This window comes from Klebsiella sp. SWET4 (genome assembly GCF_024296565.1).
Lineage (GTDB): Bacteria > Pseudomonadota > Gammaproteobacteria > Enterobacterales > Enterobacteriaceae > Klebsiella > Klebsiella variicola.
This window is the reverse complement of record NZ_JANCOB010000006.1, coordinates 65,268-84,734: the sequence shown is the minus strand read 5'-3', so window position 1 is coordinate 84,734 and position 19,467 is coordinate 65,268. Positions and strand designations below refer to the sequence as shown.

Genomic DNA, 19,467 nt, shown 5'->3' with positions numbered 1-19,467 from the left:
ATATGGCAAACTGCGGTTTTTATTATGTTTTACCGAGTCCCCGTCTGAGAAAAAGCGAGATAACAATGAAATGGCTCTGCACTGTAGGCGTCGCCGTGAGTCTGGCGCTGCAACCCGCGCTGGCGGATGAACTGTTTGGTAACCACCCTCTGACCCCGCAGGCGCGGGATGCCTTTGTCACCGATCTGCTGAAAAAAATGACGGTAGACGAGAAAATCGGCCAGCTGCGTCTGATAAGCGTTGGCCCGGATAACCCGAAAGAGGCGATCCGCGAAATGATCAAAAACGGTCAGGTGGGGGCGATTTTTAACACCGTCACCCGGCCGGATATCCGCGTGATGCAGGATCAGGTGATGCAGCTTAGCCGCCTGAAGATCCCATTGTTCTTTGCCTACGATGTGCTGCACGGTCAGCGCACCGTGTTCCCGATAAGCCTCGGCCTGGCCTCATCGTTTAACCTTGACGCCGTGAAGACCGTGGGCCGCGTGTCAGCTTATGAAGCCGCCGATGACGGCCTGAACATGACCTGGGCGCCGATGGTCGACGTCTCCCGCGACCCGCGCTGGGGACGCGCTTCCGAAGGGTTCGGGGAAGACACGTATCTGACCACGATGATGGGCCAGGCGATGGTGGAGTCGATGCAGGGCAAGAGCCCGGCGGACCGCTATTCGGTGATGACCAGCGTCAAGCACTTCGCCGCCTACGGCGCGGTGGAGGGCGGGAAAGAGTACAACACGGTCGACATGAGCCCGCAGCGCCTGTTCAACGACTATATGCCGCCGTACAAAGCCGGGCTTGATGCCGGCAGCGGCGCGGTGATGGTGGCCCTGAACTCGCTGAACGGCACCCCGGCGACTGCTGATTCCTGGCTGCTGAAAGACGTCCTGCGCGACCAGTGGGGCTTTAAAGGCATCACGGTCTCCGACCACGGCGCCATCAAAGAGTTGATTAAGCACGGCGTGGCCTCCGACCCGGAAGACGCGGTGCGCGTGGCGCTTAAGTCCGGCATCAACATGAGCATGAGTGACGAGTATTACAGCAAGTACCTGCCGGGGCTGGTGAAGTCTGGCAAGGTGACCATGGCCGAGCTGGATGACGCCACCCGTCATGTGCTCAACGTCAAATATGACATGGGGCTGTTCAACGATCCTTACAGCCACCTGGGACCAAAAGATTCTGACCCGCAGGACACCAACGCGGAAAGCCGCCTGCATCGCAAAGAGGCGCGGGAAGTGGCCCGCGAAAGTCTGGTACTGCTGAAAAACCGTCTCGATACGCTGCCGCTGAAAAAATCCGGCACTATCGCGGTGGTCGGTGCGCTGGCGGACAGCAAACGCGACATGATGGGCAGCTGGTCCGCGGCCGGGGTGGCCGACCAGTCGGTGACCGTCCTGACCGGCATCAAAGAAGCGCTGGGTGATAACGGTAAAGTGATTTACGCCAAAGGGGCGAACGTCACTGACGATAAAGGCATCGTCGATTTCCTTAACCTGTATGAGAACGCGGTGCAGGTTGACCCGCGCTCGCCACAGGAAATGATCGACGAAGCCGTCGCGGCGGCGAAGCAATCCGACGTGGTGGTTGCCGTGGTGGGCGAAGCGCAGGGCATGGCGCATGAGGCCTCCAGCCGGACCGACATCACCCTGCCGCAGAGCCAGCGCAATCTGATTGCCGCCCTCAAAGCCACCGGCAAACCGCTGGTGCTGGTGCTGATGAACGGGCGTCCGCTGGCGCTGGTGAAAGAGGATCAGCAAGCCGATGCGCTGCTGGAGACCTGGTTTGCCGGCACTGAAGGCGGTCACGCCATCGCCGACGTGCTGTTTGGCGACTATAACCCGTCGGGCAAACTGCCGATGTCTTTCCCGCGCTCGGTGGGGCAGATCCCAACCTACTACAGCCACCTGAATACCGGCCGGCCGTATAATCCGGAGAAACCGAACAAGTACACCTCGCGTTACTTCGATGAAGCCAACGGCCCGCTGTATCCGTTTGGTTACGGCCTCAGCTACACCACCTTTAGCGTCTCCGATGTCACCATGTCGTCAGCCACCCTGCCGCGCGACGGCAGCGTGACCGCCAGCGTGCAGGTGACCAACACCGGCAAACGCGAAGGGGCAACGGTCATTCAGCTGTATCTGCAGGACGTCACTGCCTCCATGAGCCGGCCGGTGAAAATGCTGCGCGGCTTTAAAAAGGTCAACCTCAAGCCGGGCGAAACGCAAACCGTCAGCTTCCCGATTGACGTCGACGCGCTGAAGTTCTGGAACCAGCAGATGAAATACGTTGCTGAGCCGGGCAAATTCAATGTCTTTATCGGCGTGGACTCCGCCCGCGTGAAGCAGAGCGAGTTTGAACTGTTGTAAGGAATAGCCCTTAAGCTCAACGTGACACGTTAAAGGCCGATTAATCGGCCTTTTCTTTTTCGCATCGCTGGCAAATGGACTACGCTTTTCTCTTAAGCTTCTGTAAGCGAAGCGCAAAAGAACTGAGGGAAGCGGGATGAAGATGGCAATGAAATGGTCCGGTGCGCTGGCGCTGGCCGCCCTGATAAGTTTACCGCTGCAGGCGGCGGAGCCGGTGAAGGTCGGCTCGAAAATTGATACCGAAGGCGCGCTGCTGGGCAATATGATCCAGCAGGTGCTGGAAAGCCACGGCGTAAAAACGATTAATAAAATCCAGCTCGGCACCACGCCGGTGGTGCGCGGGGCGATTGTCGCCGGCGAGCTGGATATCTATCCGGAATATACCGGCAATGGCGCCTTCTTCTTCAAAGATGAAAACGACCCGGCGTGGAAGCATGCCCAACAGGGCTATGAGAAGGTGAAGCGTCTCGACCAGGAGAAACATCAACTGGTGTGGCTCACCCCGGCGCCAGCGAACAACACCTGGACCATCGCGGTGCGCCAGGACCTGGCGGAGAAAAATCACCTGACCTCGCTGGCCGACCTCAGTCGCTACCTGAAGCAGGGCGGTGAATTTAAGCTGGCGGCCTCGGCGGAGTTTATTGAGCGCCCGGACGCGCTGCCGGCGTTTGAGAAAGCGTATGGCTTCAACCTCAACCAGAACCAACTGTTGTCGCTGGCCGGGGGCGATACGGCGGTGACCATCAAAGCGGCGGCGCAGCAGACCTCGGGCGTAAACGCGGCGATGGCCTACGGCACTGACGGCCCGGTCGCGGCGCTGGGGTTACAGACGCTGAGCGACCCGCAGGGCGTGCAGCCGATTTATGCCCCGACGCCGGTGGTGCGTGAGGCAGTGCTCAAAGCCTACCCGCAGATCGCCGACTGGCTGAAGCCGGTCTTTGCCAGCCTCGATGAAAAAACCTTGCAGCAGCTGAACGCCCGTATTGCGGTGGAAGGCCAGGATGCGAAGCGCGTGGCGGCAGATTATCTGCAGCAGAAAGGCCTGCTGAAGTAAGCCACCGGTGACCATTCGCTGTACTCACCGCGTCGGCCTGCTGCTGACTGGTCTGCTGCTGGTTACGCTGGCGCTGCCGTTTATCACTTACGCGCCGAATCGCTTACTCTCCGGCGAAGGGCGCGGGCTGTGGCAGGTGATGCCCTGGCTCGCCGGCGTTCAGCTGGCGGCAGTCCTTGCCGGGATGCTGCTTTGCTGGCTGCCAGGCAGGGCCGCGCCGCTTCTTCACCTGCTGCTGGCCGAACTGCTCTTCCCGCTGCTTATCTGGGGCAGCGGACAGGCGGCGCTTGAGCTCTCCCGGCACGGCTCGCCGCTGGCGCGCACCTCGCCCGGCAGCGGCCTGTGGCTGTCGCTGGCGCTTTGTCTGCTGCTGGCCAGCGAGGCCATCCGTCATCTTACCGTCCGGCCGCTGTGGCGCTGGCTGCTTAATGCGCAAGTCTGGCTGTTGCCCATCATCCTGCTTGCTACCGGGGCGCTCGATCAGCTCTCTCTGCTGAAGGAGTATGCCAACCGTCAGGAGGTATTTGACGACGCCCTGCGCCAGCATCTGCTTTTGCTGTTCGGCACCCTGCTGCCGGGCCTGCTCATTGGCCTGCCGCTGGGGGTATGGCTGTGGCGACGTCCGCGCTGGCAGGCGCCGGCCTTCACCGTGCTCAATGTGATCCAGACTATCCCGTCGGTGGCGCTGTTCGGCCTGCTGATTGCACCACTTGCCGGTCTGGCGCGCTATTTCCCGGCGCTGGGCGAGCTGGGCGTCTCCGGGACCGGCATAGCGCCGGCCCTGATCGCCCTGACTTTGTATGCGCTGCTGCCGCTGGTGCGCGGGGTGGTGACCGGCCTGCAGCAGGTGCCGCAGGACGCCCTGGAGAGCGCGACGGCGATGGGCATGAGCGCCGGGCAGCGCTTTCGTCAGGTGCAGCTTCCGCTGGCGATGCCGGTGCTGCTGCGCAGCCTGCGGGTGGTCAGCGTGCAAACCGTCGGCATGGCGGTAGTGGCCGCGCTGATCGGCGCCGGCGGCTTTGGCGCGCTGGTGTTTCAGGGGCTGCTGAGCAGTGCGCTGGATCTGGTGCTGCTGGGCGTGGTGCCGACCATTGCCCTGGCGGTGGTGGTGGATGCCCTGTTCGCCCTGTGGGGCGCCTGGCTAAAAGGAGAGGCCAATGATTGAGTTTGAAGGGGTCAGCAAAGTGTTTGCCGGCCACCCGGCGGTGAAGGACCTGACCCTGGAGCTGCGCGAAGGCGCCTTCTCGGTGCTGGTGGGGACCTCCGGCTCGGGCAAGTCGACGACGCTGAAGATGATCAACCGCCTGCTGGAGCCGGACCGGGGCACTATTCGTTTTGCCGGCGAGGACATCCGTCAGCAGCCGGTCCTGACTCTGCGGCGGCGGATGGGCTATGCCATCCAGTCCATCGGCCTGTTTCCGCACTGGACGGTGGCGCAGAATATCGCCACTGTGCCGCAGCTGCAAAAATGGCCGCGGGCGAGGATCGCCGACCGGGTCGACGAGCTGATGGCGTTGTTAGGGCTGGAGGCGACGCTGCGCGACCGTTACCCGCATCAGCTTTCCGGCGGCCAGCAGCAGCGGGTGGGGGTGGCGCGGGCGCTGGCGGCGGATCCGGAGGTGCTGTTGATGGATGAGCCCTTCGGCGCCCTCGACCCGGTGACCCGCGAGGCGCTGCAGCAGGAGATGCTGCGCATCCACCGGCTGCTGGGGCGGACGATTGTGCTGGTGACCCATGATATTGACGAAGCGCTGCGTCTGGCGGACCACCTGGTGCTGATGGACGGGGGCGAGGTGGTCCAGCAGGGGGCGGCGCTGGAGATGCTCCTGCGGCCGAAAAATAGCTTTGTGCAGACCTTTTTTGGCCGCAGCGAGCTGGGCGTGCGCCTGCTGTCGCTGCGCGAGGTGGGGGACTATTTGCGTCCCGGCGAACGGCTGGCGGGCGAGGGGCTGACCGTCACCATGACCCTGCGGGAAGCGCTGTCGCAGTTTGTCGCCCGGCGCTGCGAGGCGCTGCCGGTGGTCGATGACGAAGGCAGGCCCTGCGGCACGCTGCATTTTGCCGATCTGCTGCGCCAGGAGGCGAGCCATGAAGGCGCTTCGTGAGCCGCTGTGGTGGCTTATCGCGCTGTTTATCGGCCTGCTGGTAGGGCTGCCCTACAGCGCGCCGCTGTTCAGTCGGCTGTTCCCGGAGCTGCCGCGGCCGGTCTATCAGCAGGAGAGCTTCTGGGCGCTAACCCTCGATCACGGCTGGCTGGTGGTGGCGTCCAGTCTCGCGGCAACGGTTGTGGGACTGGGGGCAGGGGTGGCGGTCACCCGGCCCGCCGGCAGCGCGTTTCGCCCGCTGGTGGAGACCATCGCCGCTATCGGGCAGACCTTTCCGCCAGTGGCGGTGCTGGCGATGGCGGTGCCGGTGCTGGGATTTGGCTGGCTGCCCGCGCTCATCGCCCTCGCGCTGTATGGCATACTGCCGGTGCTGCAGGGGACGCTGGCCGGGCTGGGGTCGATACCGTCGGGGGTGACAGGGGTGGCCGAAGGGATGGGAATGACCGGCTGGCAGCGTCTGTATAAGGTGGAGCTACCGCTGGCGGCCCCGGTAATACTGGCGGGGATCCGCACCTCGGTCATCGTCAATATTGGTACCGCGACCATTGCTTCGACGGTGGGGGCCAGTACGCTCGGGACGCCGATCATCATCGGCCTGAGCGGCTTTAATACCGCCTATATTGTTCAGGGGGCGCTGCTGGTGGCGCTGGCGGCGATTATCGTCGACCGCGCGTTTGAGCGTCTGACCCGCTGGATCAGCCGACACCGCCACGCACAATAAAGGAATAGCCGGCCAGCATTACGCCGCTGATCCCGCCGATGGCCATAAGTAAGAAGAGGGTGACGACCGCGATTTTCGCTGGCTTCATAATAGGCTCCTGATGTTAACAGGGGGATTATACGGTGAAGCGCAGGTGTTAATGAAACATTAATTGCGGTTTAGCGTGCCGCGCCGGGATTTTTGCCGCGTTTGCTGCGCAACGCGCCGGAAAAAAGTGTGATCCTGTCCGTCATTTTTCATTTTTATGCAGGGCTTCAAAGAAAGTTTTCGCCAGGCAGGGTATGGTACGCGCTTTCAGGCATGTGTGGTTTGCGGGTATGTACGAGTTTGATCTGGTGTTGCTGCTGCTTCAGCAGATGTGCGTATTTTTGGTCATCGCGTGGTTGATGAGCAAAACCCGGCTGTTTATCCCCCTGATGCAAGTCACCGTTCGCCTGCCGCACAAGCTGCTGTGCTACGTCACCTTCTCCATTTTTTGCATTATGGGGACCTATTTCGGTCTGCATATCGAAGACTCCATCGCCAACACCCGCGCCATCGGCGCCGTGATGGGCGGCCTGCTCGGCGGCCCGGTGGTCGGCGGGCTGGTGGGGCTGACCGGCGGCCTGCACCGCTACTCGCTGGGGGGAATGACCGCCTTAAGCTGCATGGTCTCCACCATCGTTGAGGGGCTGCTGGGCGGGCTGGTGCACAGCGTGCTGGTCAAACGCGGCCGGCCGGACAAGGTCTTTAGCCCGCTGACCGCCGGGGCGATCACCTTCGTGGCCGAGCTGGTGCAGATGATGATCATTCTGCTGATTGCCCGCCCGTTCCAGGACGCCCTGCATCTGGTGCAGAGCATTGCTGCGCCGATGATGGTCACCAATACCGTCGGTGCGGCGCTGTTTATGCGCATTCTGCTGGATAAACGGGCGATGTTCGAGAAATACACCTCCGCCTTTTCCGCCACGGCGCTGAAGGTGGCGGCCTCGACCGAGGGGATCCTGCGTCAGGGATTCAACGAAGAGAACAGCATGAAGGTGGCCCAGGTGCTGATCCAGGAGCTGGATATCGGCGCGGTGGCGATCACCGATCGCGACAAGCTGCTGGCGTTTACCGGCATCGGCGACGATCACCATCTGCCGGGCAAGCCTATCTCCTCCTCGTATACGCAACGGGCGATTGAGACCGGGGAGGTGGTCTACGCCGATGGCAACGAGGTGCCTTACCGCTGCTCGATTCATCCGCACTGTAAGCTGGGGTCGACGCTGGTGATCCCCCTGCGCGGTGAGAACCAGCGGGTGATAGGCACCATTAAACTGTATGAGGCGAAAAATCGCCTGTTCAGTTCGATCAACCGCACCCTCGGGGAGGGGATTGCCCAGCTGCTGTCGGCGCAGATCCTCGCCGGACAGTACGAGCGGCAGAAGGCGCTGCTGACGCAATCTGAAATCAAGCTCCTGCACGCCCAGGTCAACCCGCACTTCCTGTTTAACGCGCTTAACACGCTGAAGGCGGTGATCCGCCGCGACAGCGATCAGGCCGGCCAGCTGGTGCAGTATCTGTCGACCTTCTTTCGTAAGAACCTGAAACGGCCGACGGAAATTGTCACGCTTGCCGATGAGATCGAGCATGTTAACGCCTATCTGCAGATTGAGAAGGCTCGCTTCCAGGCTAACCTGCAGATCCAGATGGCGGTGCCCGAGGGGCTGGCGCATCACCAGCTGCCCGCTTTCACCCTGCAGCCGATCGTGGAGAACGCCATTAAGCATGGTACATCGCAACATCTTGGCGTCGGCGAAATTACCATCCGCGCCAGCCAGGACGATCGCTGGCTGCAGCTGGATATCGAAGATAACGCCGGGCTGTACCGGGCCAACCCCCAGGCCAGCGGGCTGGGGATGAATCTGGTGGACAGGCGTCTGCGGGCGCGTTTTGGCGCCGACTGCGGCATCAGCGTCACCTGCGAGCCGGAGCGCTTTACCCGTGTCACCCTACGTCTGCCCCTGGAGGAGAATGCATGCTGAGAGTATTGATCGTCGATGATGAGCCGCTGGCGCGGGAAAACCTGCGTATTTTGCTGGAGACTCAGCGCGATATCGAGATCGTCGGCGAGTGCGGCAACGCGGTGGAGGCGATTGGCGCAGTACATAAGCTGCGCCCTGACGTGCTGTTTCTCGACATCCAGATGCCGCGCATCAGCGGTCTGGAGATGGTCGGGATGCTCGACCCGGAGCATCGCCCCTATATCGTGTTTCTCACCGCTTTTGATGAGTACGCGGTGAAAGCCTTTGAGGAGCACGCTTTTGACTATCTGCTCAAGCCGATTGAGGCCGTGCGGCTGGAGAAAACCCTGGCCCGCCTGCGTCAGGAGCGCAGCCTGCAGGACGTGTCGCTGCTGGATGACGCCCGGCAGACGCTGAAATACATTCCCTGTACCGGCCACAGCCGTATCTGGCTGCTGCAGATGGAGGATGTGGCCTTCGTCAGCAGCCGGATGAGCGGCATCTACGTGACCGATCGCGAGGGAAAAGAGGGCTTTACCGAGCTGACCCTGCGCACCCTCGAGAGCCGCACGCCGCTGCTGCGCTGCCATCGCCAGTATCTGGTGAATATGGCGCACCTGAAGGAGATTCGCCTGGAAGAGAACGGCCAGGCGGAGCTGCTGATGCGCGCCGGGCAAACGGTGCCGGTGAGCCGGCGCTATTTAAAAAGCCTGAAAGAAGCGATTGGCCTGTAAAACTGCTACACTGCGCCCCATTGCAACATCGACAGTAAAAGGCACTCATGCTCAGTAATGATATTCTTCGTAGCCTGCGCTACACCCTGAAAGCCAATAATAACGATATGGTGCGCATTCTTGCGCTTGCCGATATGGAATCCACCGCCGCCAGCTTCGATACCTGGATGACGAAAGAGGATGAAGAGGGTTTTGTCCGCTGCCCGGATATTATCCTGTCGGGTTTCCTCAACGGCCTTATCTATGACAAGCGCGGCAAAGATGATTCGGCGCCGGAGCTGGCGCTGGAGCGTCGGGTGAATAACAACACGGTGCTGAAAAAGCTGCGGATCGCCTTCTCGCTGAAAACGGACGATATCCAGGCGATCATGAGCGAGCAGAAATACCGGGTGTCGGTGCCGGAAATCACCGCCATGATGCGCGCCCCGGAGCATAAAAACTACCGCGAGTGCGGGGATCAGTTTATGCGCAACTTCCTGCGCGGGTTGACCCACCGGGTGCATCACCCGAAGGCGTGATGTTTAGCCGGGTGGCGGCTTCGCCTTACCCGGCCGACAAAACCCGTCGGCCCGTGCAAGCGTAGTGCCGCCGGGCAAAAAAAAGCCGGAGATACTCTCCGGCTTTTTTGTTATTTCACCTGCTGACCCGGCTTCGCGCCGTCGTCAGGGCTTAACAGGAAGATATCCTTCCCGCCAGGGCCGGCGGCCATCACCATGCCCTCGGAGATGCCGAAGCGCATTTTCCGCGGCGCCAGGTTGGCGACCATCACCGTCAGGCGGCCAATCAGCGGCTGCGGATCCGGGTAAGCGGAGCGGATGCCGGAGAAGACGTTACGTTTTTCGCCGCCGAGATCCAGCGTCAGGCGCAGCAGCTTGTCGGAGCCCTCGACGAATTCCGCGTTTTCAATCAGCGCCACGCGCAGATCGACTTTGGCGAAATCGTCAAAGGTGATGGTCTCCTGAATCGGATCGTCCGCCAGCGGACCGGTGACCGGCGCCGCGGTGGCTTTCACCTCTTCTTTAGAGGCTTCCACCAGCGCTTCCACCTGTTTCATCTCGATGCGGTTATACAGCGCCTTGAACGGATTCACCTTATGCGCCAGCAGCGGCTGCTGAATGGCATCCCAGCTCAGTTCGCTGTTGAGGAATGCCTCCGCACGCGCCGCCAGCTGCGGCAGCACCGGCTTCAGCCAGGTCATCAGCACGCGGAACATGTTCAGGCCCATGGTGCAGATGGCCTGCAGGTCGGCGTCGCGGCCTTCCTGTTTCGCTACCACCCACGGCGCCTGCTCATCGACGTAGCGGTTAGCCACGTCGGCGAGGGCCATGATTTCGCGGATTGCCTTACCGAACTCGCGGCTGTCCCATGCTTCACCGATGCTTTCTGCCGCGTCGGTGAAGGTTTTATACAGCGCCGGGTCGGCCAGCTCAGCGGCCAGCACGCCGTCGAAACGCTTGCTGATAAAGCCGGCGTTGCGTGAGGCGAGGTTAACCACCTTGTTGACGATATCCGCGTTCACGCGCTGCACGAAATCTTCCAGGTTCAGGTCGATGTCATCGATGCGCGAGGAGAGCTTGGCGGTGTAGTAGTAGCGCAGGCTGTCAGCGTCGAAATGATTTAACCAGGTGCTGGCCTTGATAAAGGTCCCGCGCGACTTGGACATCTTCGCGCCGTTAACCGTCACGTAGCCGTGCACGAACAGGTTAGTCGGCTTACGGAAGTTGCTGCCTTCCAGCATCGCCGGCCAGAACAGGCTGTGGAAGTAGACAATGTCCTTGCCGATAAAGTGATACAGCTCGGCCGTGGAGTCTTTCTTCCAGTATTCGTCGAAGCTGGTGGTGTCGCCGCGCTTGTCGCACAGGTTCTTGAAGGAGCCCATGTAGCCGATCGGCGCGTCCAGCCAGACGTAGAAATATTTGCCCGGCGCGTTGGGAATTTCGAAGCCGAAGTACGGCGCATCGCGGGAGATGTCCCACTGCTGCAGGCCGGATTCGAACCACTCCTGCATTTTGTTCGCTACCTGCTCCTGCAGCGCGCCGCTGCGGGTCCACGCCTGCAGCATTTCGCTGAACGACGGCAGGTCGAAGAAGAAGTGCTCGGAGTCTCGCATCACCGGCGTAGCGCCGGAGACCACCGATTTCGGGTCGATAAGTTCGGTGGGGCTGTAGGTCGCGCCGCACACTTCGCAGTTATCGCCATACTGGTCCGGAGATTTGCACTTCGGACAGGTGCCTTTCACAAAACGGTCCGGCAGGAACATGCCTTTTTCCGGATCGTAGAGCTGAGAGATGGTGCGGTTTTTAATAAAACCGTTCTCTTTCAGGCGGGTGTAGATAAGCTCCGACAGCTCGCGGTTCTCGTCGCTGTGCGTCGAGTGATAGTTATCATAGCTGATGTCGAAGCCGGCAAAATCGGTCTGATGCTCCTGACTCATCTCGCCAATCATCTGCTCCGGTGTGATACCGAGCTGCTGCGCTTTGAGCATGATCGGCGTGCCGTGGGCGTCGTCGGCGCAGATGAAGTTGACCTCGTGGCCGCGCATTCGCTGGTAACGGACCCAGACATCAGCCTGGATGTGCTCCAGCATGTGGCCGAGGTGGATGGAGCCGTTGGCGTACGGCAGGGCGCACGTTACCAGAATTTTCTTCGCGACTTGAGTCATAGTGAGCATTACATCTTCTGTTGTAAAAAGGGCTTCCGATATTACCAAAAGGGCTGTGGGTGCGCCATAAATGGCTGCCCATATATGGATAATCGTTAGCTGTGATAAACTCTGTGATTACTGAAAGCATCTCAAAACAACAAAGGAGTCGGGATGAATTCGCAATCCCAGGCCAAATCCCCTGAGCGCCTACGTGCGATGGTCGCCGGGACGCTGGCCAATTTCCAGCACCCAACCCTGAAGCATAATCTCACCGCCCTCAAGGCGCTGCACCATGTCGCCTGGCTGGACGATACCGTTCATATTGAGCTGCAGATGCCGTTCGTCTGGAGCAGCGCCTTCGAAGTGCTGAAAGAGCAGTGCAGCGCCGAGCTGCTGCGCATCACCGGCGCGAAGGCCATCGACTGGAAGCTGACCCACAGCATCGCGACCCTCAAGCGCGTGAAAAACCAGCCTGGGGTCAACGGCGTGAAGAACATTATCGCCATCAGCTCCGGCAAAGGCGGCGTCGGTAAATCTTCTACTGCCGTAAACCTGGCGCTGGCCCTGGCGGCGGAAGGGGCGAAGGTGGGCATTCTGGATGCCGATATCTACGGTCCGTCGATTCCGACCATGCTGGGCGCCGAAGACAGTCGCCCGACCTCACCGGACGGCACCCATATGGCGCCGATCATCAAGTATGGCCTGGCCACCAACTCTATCGGCTACCTGGTGACTGACGACAACGCCATGGTCTGGCGCGGTCCGATGGCCAGCAAGGCGCTGATGCAGATGCTGCAGGAGACTCTGTGGCCGGATCTCGACTACCTGGTGCTGGATATGCCGCCGGGCACCGGCGACATCCAGCTGACCCTGGCGCAGAACATTCCGGTGACCGGTGCGGTGGTGGTCACCACGCCGCAGGACATCGCGCTGATCGACGCCAAAAAAGGCATCGTGATGTTCGAGAAAGTGGAAGTGCCGGTGCTGGGGATCGTGGAAAACATGAGCATGCATATCTGCAGCAACTGCGGGCACCACGAGCCTATCTTCGGCACCGGCGGCGCGCAAAAACTGGCCGAGAAATACCACACCCAGCTGCTGGGTCAGCTGCCGCTGCATATTACGCTGCGGGAAGATCTGGATAACGGCACGCCGACGGTGGTGGCGCGTCCGGACAGCGAATTTACCGACATCTACCGCCAGCTGGCGGGCCGGGTGGCGGCCCAGATGTACTGGCAGGGAGAAGTGATCCCGGGTGAGATTGCCTTCCGCGCCGTTTAAGGCCGCGGCGAGCGCATCAGCCAGTATCTGCCCTCGGGCGACGCGCCCTGTGCTTCGATGGTCCAGCCATGACGCTGGTAGAAGCGCAGGGCGTTTTTATTTTCCATCAGGCATTTCAGCGTTCCGCTGGCGGTAAAGCTCTGTTCAACCTGCGCCAGCAGCGCGCTGCCGATATGTTTGCCCTGCCAGTCGGGGTCGACAAACAGATGGTGAAGGAAATTATCGGCGGTCCATACGGCGGCAAAGCCCACCGGCTGGCCGTCGCATTCCGCGACCCACAGTTGTTCATCCGCGGTGGCGGCATCGAAATCCTCCAGCCGCCACGCCGCGGCGGGAAGCCAGGTCCACGATAAACTGCGCGCCCGCAGGAAGATCTGGCGCAGCGCCGGAGAGTCCGCTGGCTCGCCGGGGCGGACGTGGAGGTTGCGCGGATCAGCGATGATAGAAGATCTCGCCATCGTACACTTTGAGAATTTTGCCTTCGGTATCGGTGATCAGCACGTAGTTACCGCCCATGTAGGTCCAGTGGCTGCCGGCGTCCGGTGCAGGCAGGTTACGCTGCTGCCACTGTTTGATGTTGTATTCCGGGGTGAGGTACATCGCCGGAACGGTGTCGCCGATGTGAAACTGGGTGAAATCGGCAGTGAACTCTTTCAGCGCATACTGATCGATCCCCGCGGCAGTAGCCGTCCAGCTGGCGCCAGCGGTGGCAATAAGTACGCCCAGAAGCATCATTTTTGTTTTACGCATAATTTCCTCATTATTACCTGGACTCAAATTAGCAGCCTCGTATCATTCCTGATGCGTTGCTGAAATGGCAAGCACTGGATTTTTAAAAAGTGTAAGCAAAACACGGCACAAGTCTTGCGCCGCTTGCGTTGCAGCGACGGTGATGCGTATTTTGGGAGCAATCTGAAGCAGGGGAGAATCGGCATGTTCAGGCTGGAAGATCTGACCTTATTTGTCCGCGCCGCGGCACTGGGCAGTTTTAGCGATGCGGCGCGTGAATCCGGGCAGCAGCCGGCGCAGGTCAGCGCGGCGATTAAGCGTCTGGAGACGATCCTCAATATTCGCCTGTTTGCCCGTTCGACCCGCAGCCTGCGCCTGACGCCGGAGGGGGAGACCTGGCTGCCCTACGCCACCCAGATGCTCGATACCCTCGAGGCCGGTCTGCAGAAGATCCAGACCCCGGACGATGAAGTTCGCGGCATGTTGCAGATTGCCGTGCCGTCGGACCTCGGGCGTAACCTGCTCCTGACCCTGTTCCGTGATTTCCGCCAACGCCACCCGGCGCTGCGTTTGCGGTTGCTCTTTTCCGACCAGCTAACCGACGTGTTTAAAGATCCGGTGGACGTCGCGTTTCGCTATGGTAATAACGACGATGCCTCGTTTATCTCGCTGCCGGTGGCGCCGGAAAATCGTCGGGTGCTGGTGGCCTCGCCTGAGTGGATCGCCCGCCACGGCGAACCGCAGACCCTCGAGGAGCTCAGCCAGCACAATGCGTTGATCTACATTTTGCGCGGCCGTCCGTTCGACCGCTGGTCGCTGAGCCTCGACGGAGTGGTTCAGCAGCAGAAGGTCTCCGGCACGGTGATGAGCGACGACGCCGAGGTGATCCGTCGGCTGGCGGTGGCCGGGGAGGGCATTGCCTATAAATCGATGCTCGACGTCAGCGACGATCTGCGGGCGGGGCGCCTGCGGCGCCTGCTGCCGCGTTATCAGGGGGATGTGGTGCCGTTGAATCTGATTTGCCCGCACCGCAAACAGCTCTCTGCCGCGGTGCGTTTGTTATATGAAGAGGTGAAATCACATTGTGAAGGGCTTAATGCCTGACTAAGGTCGCGAAGTAATACCCCAGCGGGACAGCCAGCACCCACAGGCCAATCGGGATTTCCCGCCACTTGCCGGCGATAGCCTTGATCACAATGTAAAACAGCAGCCCGCCGGCAATCCCGGTGCCGAAGCTGTTGGCGATAAGGGTGATCATCACCATCATCAGCACCGGCAGCCCGTCGGTGAAGTTGCCAAGATCCACTTTGCGCAGGCCGCTGAACATGTTGAGGCCAATCAGGATCAGCGCTGGGGCGGTGGCTTCTTTCGGGATCATCAACGCCACCGGCGTGAACAGCAGCATCAGCAGGAACATTACCGCCGCCGACAGGGCGGTGAGGCCGGTTTTGCCGCCGGCTTCCGCTGCCGCCGAAGACTCAATCAGTGCCGTCGCCGCCGGGATGCCCACCCATGGGCCGAGCGCGGCGGCAATCGAATCGACCATAAACGGGCGATTAATCTGCGGCATGTTGCCTTCTTCATCCAGCAGCCCCGCCTCGCCGCCCACCGCCAGCGTCGTCCCCATGGTGGAGAAAAACTCAGAAGCGAAAAAGACGAACAGGAACGGCAGGAAGGCGATGTTTAACGCCCCCAGCAGGTCAACCTGCCCCAGCACCGGGGTTAGCGAATGGGGAACGTCGATAAAACTTGTCGGCAGATGGGTGACGCCGAAGGGGATGCCCACCAGCGTGGCGCACAGAATGGCCCACAAAATCGCGCCCGGAACCTTACGCGCCTGCAGGGCTATCGCCAGGAACAGGCCGCACAGCGCCACCAGCGCGCCGGGGGCGAGAAAGTCGCCGAGCATCAGCGCGTTGGTTTTCGCATTGGCCAGCACCAGCCCGGCATTGCGAAAGCCGAGGACGGCGACAAACAGGCCGATGGAGGCCGTTAGCCCCAGCTTGATCGACTGCGGTACCGAGCGGGTGACCACTTCGCGCAGGCCAAAGCGGGTCAGCAGGAAGAAGAGGATCCCCGACCAGCAGGCAATCCCGAGGCCAGTCTGCCAGCCAATCCCTTCGCTACCGGCCAGCGTCACTCCCACCAGCACCGAGCCGCCAATCCCCGGGCCAACGATAAACGGCAGGTTGGCATAAAACGCCATCAGCAGAGAGCCGACGACGAAGACCAGAATGGTGCCGGTGGTGGCGGCGCCTTTGTCCATCCCGCCGATCGCCAGCAGCCCCGGGATGACCACCAGTAAATAGGCGGCGGCGAGAAAGCCGGTGATCCCGGCCAGGCATTCAGTGCGTAGCGTACCGCCGCGCGAGCGCAGCGCAAAGCGGCGCTCCAGCCAGTTAGCGCGGTCGGATGAGTGAAGTGTGTTATCGGCCATGCTCAGGCTCCCTGAGGATTATTGTTCTGATCGGTTGGCTCCGGGGTCTCCCGGCAGGCTATCAACGGGTCGACTATCTGACGGCTGCCGCCGTCGGTCAGACCCAAATCGGTTAAATGCGGCCCGGCGTTACAGGCAAGGCAGGTTCCTTCAATGGCCTTGAACACCCGGTACGGTGGCTCCCAGTCGGCGACTTGGCTACTCAGATCGCGCAGCTCGCGGAACTGACGCGCCAGCTCGGCGGCCGGGAGATCCGACAGCATGCCGGCAATCGGCATTGCCACATGGGCAAGGATCTCGCCCTGTTGCGCCAGCGCCATCCCGCCGCCGGAGGCGATAAGCTGGTTGGCCGCCAGCGCCATATCATCAGCGTCGCGCCCGAGCACCACCAGATTGTGCGAGTCGTGGGAGTAGCTGGTGGCGATGGCGCCGCGCAGCTCACCCCAGCCTTCGAGCAGGGCGATTTGCGGTGTCGCCTGGTGGCGGCCGTGGCGGTGTTTAACCCAGATCAGACTGAAGCCGGCGGGCAGCTGGACTTTCCCGTCACGAACCTGCACTTCCACTTCGCCCCACTGGGTGAAGCGCGCGCCGCGGATATGACGCAGGCGGGCGATGCCGTGACGAATGCCCTGGACGCGCAGAACAAAGTCATCGGCGCGGAGGGGGGCGATCGGCAAAGTATCGCGCGGCGGCGTCACGCCCGGCGCGGGGGCGATCGGCTTCAGCAGGCGGCCAGCATGGGCCAGCCGTTCCCCCCCAACGTAGACTTCACGGGCCACCAGTTTCTCCAGGGAATCAAACACCACCAGATCCGCGCGCCGCCCGGCGGCAATCAGCCCGAGATCGTGGCGCTGCAGGCGAAGAGCGGCGTTGAGGGTGGCGAATCGCAGCGCATCGACCGCCGGTAAACCGTGCTCGATCAGCAGATTAAGCAGGGCGATGATCCCGCCTTTCTCCAGCAGCATATCCGGCGGCACGTCATCGGTGCAGACGGTGATTTGCGAGGAGAGGTGCGGCAGCGTTTTTAACGCCGCGACGATATCCGGCAGCAGATAGGGGTGCGAGCCGCGGATCTCGATCGTCAGACCGGCGCGCAGTTTTTCCAGCGCGTCGTCCGCCGAGGTCAGTTCATGATCGGAGGTGACGCCGGCGGCGAGGTAGGCCTGCAGATCAGCGCCGCTCAGGCCGCGGGCGTGGCCTTCAATCAGTTTGCCGCTGTTGAGACCGGCCTGGACAATCTCCTGCATCCGCTCGCTACCGTGCAGCACGCCGTGCATATCCATCACTTCCGCCACACCGCGCACTTCCGGCCAGCCGAGCATGGTCTCCATCTCCGCGCCGGCGAAATCGGCGCCGGACATTTCGAGACCTGGCGTGGAGGGGACGCTGGACGGCGCGGCGACCATCACCTGCAGCGGCAGATGGCGGCTGGCGTCAACCGCGTAGCGCACGCCCTCGACGCCGAGGACGTTGGCCAGCTCATGCGGATCCCAGAACACCGCGGTGGTGCCCTGGGTGAGGACGATTTCCGCGTAGCGCTCCGGCGGCAGGTGCGAGCTTTCGAGGTGTACGTGGGTGTCCATCAGGCCGGGGGACAGGTAGCCACCGGCCAGGGAACGTACTTCATGGGCGTCGGTGCGGCTGCCGCGCGGGTGGACGCTGGCGATCATTTCGCCGACGATACCGACGTCAGCGGGGCGAATTTCGCCCGTGGCCATATCGACGATCTGCGCCTCGACCAGCAGCAGATCAAACGGGGATTCGCCGCGCGCGGCCTGCACGGCGCGACGACGGACTTGAGCATTGCTGGACATAACCACTCCGGCACAAGGATAATGCGGATACTCTATGGGCACAGCAAACGTTTGCCCAGATGAATAAATTTATCACCCGATAAGCTCGGGTTATTGTGCAGGACCACCGTAGCGAACCCGATAATGAACGAACCCTGGCAGCGTCTGCCCGCGCTCTCTCTTAAACAGCTTCAGTATTTCGTCACCCTGGCCCAGCTGCGCCATTTTACCGATACCGCCAGTCGGCTGGCGATTAGCCAGCCGGCGCTGAGCAGCGCGCTGCGGCAAATTGAAACGGTGCTCGGCGGCAAGCTGGTCAACCGTACCGCTTCGGCGGTCACCCTGACTGAACTGGGGGCGGCGATTTTACCCCACGCCCAGCGGATCCTCAGCGTAGCGCAGGCGGCCTTTTTCGATATGCAGCAGATCGTCGAGGCGGGCGGCGACGGGACAGTGCGTATCGGTCTGGTGCCGTCGGTCAGTTCGCTGCTGTTTCCGCTGCTGCCGCAGACCCTGGCTAAGGCCTTTCCGCGTCTGCGCATTGAATTTCACGATCAGACCAACGATGCGCTTATCCAGGCGCTGCTGCGCGGCGAGATTGATTTCGGCATCGGGGCGATCGACAGCTCAGTGCCTGCTGAACTGCTGGTCTATCCGCTGCGCGAAGATCCCTTTGTGGCGGTGCTGCACCGTGACGATCCGCTGGCCGCGCAGGCGCACTTGCCGTGGAAACAGCTGGTGGGGCGGGATATTGCCGTCTTCTCGAAGGGTAATATTCAACGGCTGGTGGCGGCATTAGTGGAGAGCCATCGCCTGACGCTGACCACGCGCTATCAGGTGGACTATATCGAAACCCTGTATGGCCTGGTGCGCTCGCGCTTAGCGGTGGCCATTCTGCCGGCGCTGTACACCACCCATCTGCAGGACCCGGCGCTCCAGGTCGCCCAGTTGCAGCAGCCGGCGCTGACCCGTACGGTGGCCCTGATGCGCGGCCCGCAGGCGCTGCCGCCGCTTATCGAAGCCTGTTTTTCCCTGCTGCAGGGAGAATTGCGCTAGGGCAGGTGCTTGATCAGCACGTCTACGGTTAAGTGATTGATGTACTCCAGCGAGTGTGAGGAGAGGACGCCCAGCAGTCGATTATGGTGCCCGGCAATAATTAAATCGATCTGCCGCTGCCGAACGCAGGTTTCCACGTCTTCAAACCGGCGGGTGGTCACCAGCGAGAGGGTTTCAACCTGCAGGGAGACAGTGCAGGCCAGCTCGTTGAGCAGGGCCTTGGCCTGGATCACCTCCTGTGAAACCTGATCGTCGCGCAGGCTGTCGGAAACATAGTTCAGCGCCCGATAGTCGGTGCTGATGTGGGCGATGGTGATGCGCATGCCGTTCTCTTCTGCCATTCTGGCGGCATGCTCGAGCAGCGGGACGCCGTCCTGACTGCTGTTAATCAGTACCAGCGCATGGTGATAAACGGCCATGGCGTATATCCTCGGTAGGCTAAATAGCGCATGATGTCATCATTTTCCGCCCGCCAGCAGCGGAATGCAATCCCGCCCGGTCGCTTGATAAGCATGATGGCCGCGCGGGTGTCGTTGCAGGGCTAAAGGCTTGTTGTATGAACCGG

Annotated in this window: 18 protein-coding genes; 11 read left to right on the top strand and 7 right to left on the bottom strand. The window is 61.5% G+C overall.

The genetic code is table 11. The features are described from left to right. Positions 1 to 65 precede the first annotated feature (65 nt). From bglX to NKJ21_RS15250, 5 genes are all read left to right on the top strand, one after another. On the top strand, positions 66 to 2,363 hold the full coding sequence (bglX, locus tag NKJ21_RS15270) for a beta-glucosidase BglX (protein ID WP_004201601.1): 2,298 nt from the start codon (positions 66 to 68) through the stop codon (positions 2,361 to 2,363). A 136-nt stretch (positions 2,364 to 2,499) separates the two neighbouring features. Then, the gene (locus tag NKJ21_RS15265; protein ID WP_008804048.1) at positions 2,500 to 3,417 is read left to right on the top strand and encodes an ABC transporter substrate-binding protein; all 918 of its coding nucleotides are present in this window, start codon (positions 2,500 to 2,502) and stop codon (positions 3,415 to 3,417) included. Between the two features lie 7 nt (positions 3,418 to 3,424). Then, on the top strand, positions 3,425 to 4,582 hold the full coding sequence (locus NKJ21_RS15260) for an ABC transporter permease (protein ID WP_109910076.1): 1,158 nt from the start codon (positions 3,425 to 3,427) through the stop codon (positions 4,580 to 4,582). Continuing rightward, positions 4,575 to 5,522, top strand: coding sequence for an ABC transporter ATP-binding protein (locus NKJ21_RS15255; RefSeq protein WP_110227618.1), 948 nt, complete (start codon positions 4,575 to 4,577; stop codon positions 5,520 to 5,522). Before NKJ21_RS15260 ends, NKJ21_RS15255 begins: the two co-directional genes overlap by 8 nt. Then, a complete protein-coding gene (locus NKJ21_RS15250; RefSeq protein WP_038421536.1) occupies positions 5,506 to 6,243 on the top strand; it encodes an ABC transporter permease in 738 nt (245 codons plus the stop codon). Before NKJ21_RS15255 ends, NKJ21_RS15250 begins: the two co-directional genes overlap by 17 nt. On the opposite strand, the gene NKJ21_RS15245 is transcribed toward NKJ21_RS15250, so the two are convergent. Continuing rightward, positions 6,218 to 6,331: a protein YohO gene (locus NKJ21_RS15245; protein WP_002912762.1), complete on the bottom strand. Its 114-nt coding sequence runs from the start codon at positions 6,329 to 6,331 to the stop codon at positions 6,218 to 6,220. The genes NKJ21_RS15250 and NKJ21_RS15245 overlap by 26 nt on opposite strands. Before the next feature lie 229 nt (positions 6,332 to 6,560). Between NKJ21_RS15245 and NKJ21_RS15240 the strand changes: the two genes are divergently transcribed. Genes NKJ21_RS15240 through NKJ21_RS15230 form a run of 3 tightly spaced genes read left to right on the top strand, consistent with a single transcriptional unit; the run spans position 6,561 to position 9,480 of the window. Next, a complete protein-coding gene (locus tag NKJ21_RS15240; RefSeq protein ID WP_002912760.1) occupies positions 6,561 to 8,249 on the top strand; it encodes a sensor histidine kinase in 1,689 nt (562 codons plus the stop codon). After that, positions 8,243 to 8,962, top strand: a complete 720-nt coding sequence (gene btsR / locus NKJ21_RS15235; RefSeq protein WP_008804052.1) for a two-component system response regulator BtsR — start codon at positions 8,243 to 8,245, stop codon at positions 8,960 to 8,962. The genes NKJ21_RS15240 and btsR overlap by 7 nt, the downstream gene beginning before the upstream one ends. 47 nt (positions 8,963 to 9,009) lie before the next feature. After that, positions 9,010 to 9,480 (top strand): DUF1456 family protein, encoded by a 471-nt coding sequence (locus NKJ21_RS15230; protein WP_008804053.1) that lies wholly within the window; start codon positions 9,010 to 9,012, stop codon positions 9,478 to 9,480. A 110-nt stretch (positions 9,481 to 9,590) separates the two neighbouring features. On the opposite strand, the gene metG is transcribed toward NKJ21_RS15230, so the two are convergent. Next, a complete protein-coding gene (gene metG, locus NKJ21_RS15225; protein WP_002912753.1) occupies positions 9,591 to 11,624 on the bottom strand; it encodes a methionine--tRNA ligase in 2,034 nt (677 codons plus the stop codon). Between the two features lie 153 nt (positions 11,625 to 11,777). On the opposite strand from metG, the gene apbC reads away from it, so the two are divergent. Then, a complete protein-coding gene (gene apbC, locus NKJ21_RS15220) occupies positions 11,778 to 12,887 on the top strand; it encodes an iron-sulfur cluster carrier protein ApbC (protein WP_008804054.1) in 1,110 nt (369 codons plus the stop codon). Here the strand turns inward: apbC and NKJ21_RS15215 are convergent. Both NKJ21_RS15215 and NKJ21_RS15210 read right to left on the bottom strand, forming a co-directional pair. Beyond that, the gene (locus tag NKJ21_RS15215; protein ID WP_022064805.1) at positions 12,884 to 13,345 is read right to left on the bottom strand and encodes a GNAT family N-acetyltransferase; all 462 of its coding nucleotides are present in this window, start codon (positions 13,343 to 13,345) and stop codon (positions 12,884 to 12,886) included. The genes apbC and NKJ21_RS15215 overlap by 4 nt on opposite strands. Beyond that, on the bottom strand, positions 13,320 to 13,637 hold the full coding sequence (locus tag NKJ21_RS15210; protein ID WP_110227616.1) for an RcnB family protein: 318 nt from the start codon (positions 13,635 to 13,637) through the stop codon (positions 13,320 to 13,322). Before NKJ21_RS15210 ends, NKJ21_RS15215 begins: the two co-directional genes overlap by 26 nt. A 183-nt stretch (positions 13,638 to 13,820) precedes the next feature. Between NKJ21_RS15210 and NKJ21_RS15205 the strand changes: the two genes are divergently transcribed. After that, positions 13,821 to 14,720, top strand: coding sequence for a LysR family transcriptional regulator (locus NKJ21_RS15205; protein ID WP_023323022.1), 900 nt, complete (start codon positions 13,821 to 13,823; stop codon positions 14,718 to 14,720). On the opposite strand, the gene NKJ21_RS15200 is transcribed toward NKJ21_RS15205, so the two are convergent. Then, complete coding sequence (locus NKJ21_RS15200; RefSeq protein WP_050887508.1) at positions 14,710 to 16,053, bottom strand: NCS2 family permease; 1,344 nt, start codon at positions 16,051 to 16,053, stop codon at positions 14,710 to 14,712. The genes NKJ21_RS15205 and NKJ21_RS15200 overlap by 11 nt on opposite strands. A gap of 2 nt (positions 16,054 to 16,055) precedes the next feature. Continuing rightward, on the bottom strand, positions 16,056 to 17,867 hold the full coding sequence (locus NKJ21_RS15195; RefSeq protein ID WP_110227615.1) for an adenine deaminase: 1,812 nt from the start codon (positions 17,865 to 17,867) through the stop codon (positions 16,056 to 16,058). Between the two features lie 120 nt (positions 17,868 to 17,987). Between NKJ21_RS15195 and NKJ21_RS15190 the strand changes: the two genes are divergently transcribed. Then, complete coding sequence (locus tag NKJ21_RS15190) at positions 17,988 to 18,902, top strand: LysR family transcriptional regulator (protein WP_181404843.1); 915 nt, start codon at positions 17,988 to 17,990, stop codon at positions 18,900 to 18,902. Here the strand turns inward: NKJ21_RS15190 and NKJ21_RS15185 are convergent. Continuing rightward, the gene (locus tag NKJ21_RS15185; RefSeq protein WP_016161535.1) at positions 18,899 to 19,321 is read right to left on the bottom strand and encodes a universal stress protein; all 423 of its coding nucleotides are present in this window, start codon (positions 19,319 to 19,321) and stop codon (positions 18,899 to 18,901) included. The genes NKJ21_RS15190 and NKJ21_RS15185 overlap by 4 nt on opposite strands. Between the last annotated feature and the right edge of the window lie 146 nt (positions 19,322 to 19,467).